Here is a 1,610-nt window from a genome sequence, read left to right as displayed (position 1 = left end):
GGCCGACCGAACGGTGCGGACGGGGGCGCGCCCGGCCCGTGGGAGGGTGCCGGGCCGGGCGCGGTCAGGGGGCGGTCAGCCGACCTGCGGGTGGGCGTGTCCGGACGGGACCGCGGCGCCGGAGAAGTACTCCCTGGCGGTCGCGGTGTTGGCCAGGACCGCCACGGTGACGGCGAAGAGCGCCGCGACGATCTCGGGGACCCCGCTGACCGGGGTGAGCAGCAGGGCCAGGATCACGACGGCGTAGACCGCGTTGACCGCGGTCACCGAGGTGCGCACGCCGCCGCGGTTCCGGTTGACCATGACGGCCAGGACGGCCGACAGCGCGCCGTAGACCAGGCCGACGGCCGCGCCGGTCAGCACGGCCCAGACGGGCACCTGAGCGCCCTCGGCGATCATCGGGACGGTGGCCATGGCGGTGGCGCCGACGAGGGCCATCAGGCTCATGATGATCTGGTAGACCGCGATCAGGACCAGCAGCACGAAGACCGCGGTGACGGTCGCCGGTCTGGCTCCGGTGGTCATCTGCGTTCCTTCCTTCGTCCGTTCCCGTGTCCAGAACCCATAACCCCAGTCCGGCCGAAGACACGCGTCCCACCGGACGATTTCCGTCCGCGCAGGTCGCGGACGCCCACTGGGACGGCGTTCCGGGGCGCGGGCGGCCCGGGGCGGCGTGGGGAGCGCGAAGGGGTCCCGTTCACGCGGAGCGGGACCCCTGGAGGCGCGGACGGGCGGCCGGGCGCGGCCCGGAGGCCGCGGCGGGCAGCGGGCGTCAGCGTTCGCCGCCGGGCTTCCACAGGACCTCGTCGCCCTCCCGGGCGACGTACCGGCCGAGGATGAACAGCAGGTCGGAGAGCCGGTTGAGGTACTGGGCGGTGAGCGGGTTGACGGTCTCGCCGTGCTCCTCGACGGCCGCCCACACGCTGCGTTCGGCCCGCCGGACCACGATCCGGGCGGTGTGCATGAGCGCCACGGTGGGGGAGCCCCCGGGCAGGATGAAGCTGCGCAGGGTGGGCAGGTCGGCGTTGTAGGCGTCGCAGGCCTCCTCCAGCCGGGTGACGTACTCGGGCAGGACCCGCAGCGGCGGGTACTCCGGGTCGGGCACGATCGGCGTGGACAGGTCGGCGCCCAGGTCGAACAGCTCGTTCTGGATCCGTCCGAGCAGGTCCCGGACGTCGTCGGGCAGCTCGCCCAGCGCCAGGGCGGTGCCGATCGCGGCGTTGGCCTCCTCGGTGTCGGCGTAGCCCACCAGGCGCGTGTCGTTCTTGCCGGTCCGGCTCATGTCGCCGAGCGCCGTCGTCCCGGAGTCGCCGGTGCGCGTGTAGATCTTCGACAGCACGACCGGCTTGTCGGTGTCCCGTTTGGTCATGCCCTCCACCCTAGGGTTCGGCCGCGCTCCGGCGGGTGCTGCGGTGGGCCGGAGCACCTGGCGTGACGGAGGATAACTGTTCCATATCAGCGCGTGAAGGTGATGCAACTCACTGATACATTGGGGAGCCAGGTGGCTACCGAAAGTAGTTGCCCGTGGTGTCCATGTGCGGTACCCGGATGCGAGAGGGGGTCATCCGGGAACCGCGGAGGGGGAGACACCGCGGCGGGCGGCGTGGAAC

Annotated in this window: 2 protein-coding genes; both read right to left on the bottom strand. The window is 72.4% G+C overall.

Going from position 1 to position 1,610, the window contains the following annotated elements; translation table 11 throughout:
* Window positions 1–75: 75 nt before the first annotated feature.
* The gene (locus DQW06_RS27185; protein ID WP_071621337.1) at window positions 76–525 is read right to left on the bottom strand and encodes a hypothetical protein; all 450 of its coding nucleotides are present in this window, start codon (window positions 523–525) and stop codon (window positions 76–78) included.
* A gap of 247 nt (window positions 526–772) precedes the next feature.
* The gene (locus tag DQW06_RS27180; protein ID WP_013151398.1) at window positions 773–1,369 is read right to left on the bottom strand and encodes a cob(I)yrinic acid a,c-diamide adenosyltransferase; all 597 of its coding nucleotides are present in this window, start codon (window positions 1,367–1,369) and stop codon (window positions 773–775) included.
* Window positions 1,370–1,610: the final 241 nt, after the last annotated feature.

This window comes from Nocardiopsis sp. TNDT3, assembly GCF_003427465.1.
GTDB classification, from domain to species: Bacteria; Actinomycetota; Actinomycetes; order Streptosporangiales; family Streptosporangiaceae; genus Nocardiopsis; species Nocardiopsis dassonvillei.
The sequence above is the reverse complement of the archived record's forward strand: the minus strand, read 5'-3'. Positions and strand labels throughout refer to the sequence as shown.

What these genes read in the sequence shown, in the direction of transcription:
- DQW06_RS27185 (WP_071621337.1), bottom strand. Translation starts at nt 525, where the DNA reads ATGACCACCGGAGCCAGACCGGCGACCGTCACCGCGGTCTTCGTGCTG.
- DQW06_RS27180 (WP_013151398.1), bottom strand. Translation starts at nt 1,369, where the DNA reads ATGACCAAACGGGACACCGACAAGCCGGTCGTGCTGTCGAAGATCTAC.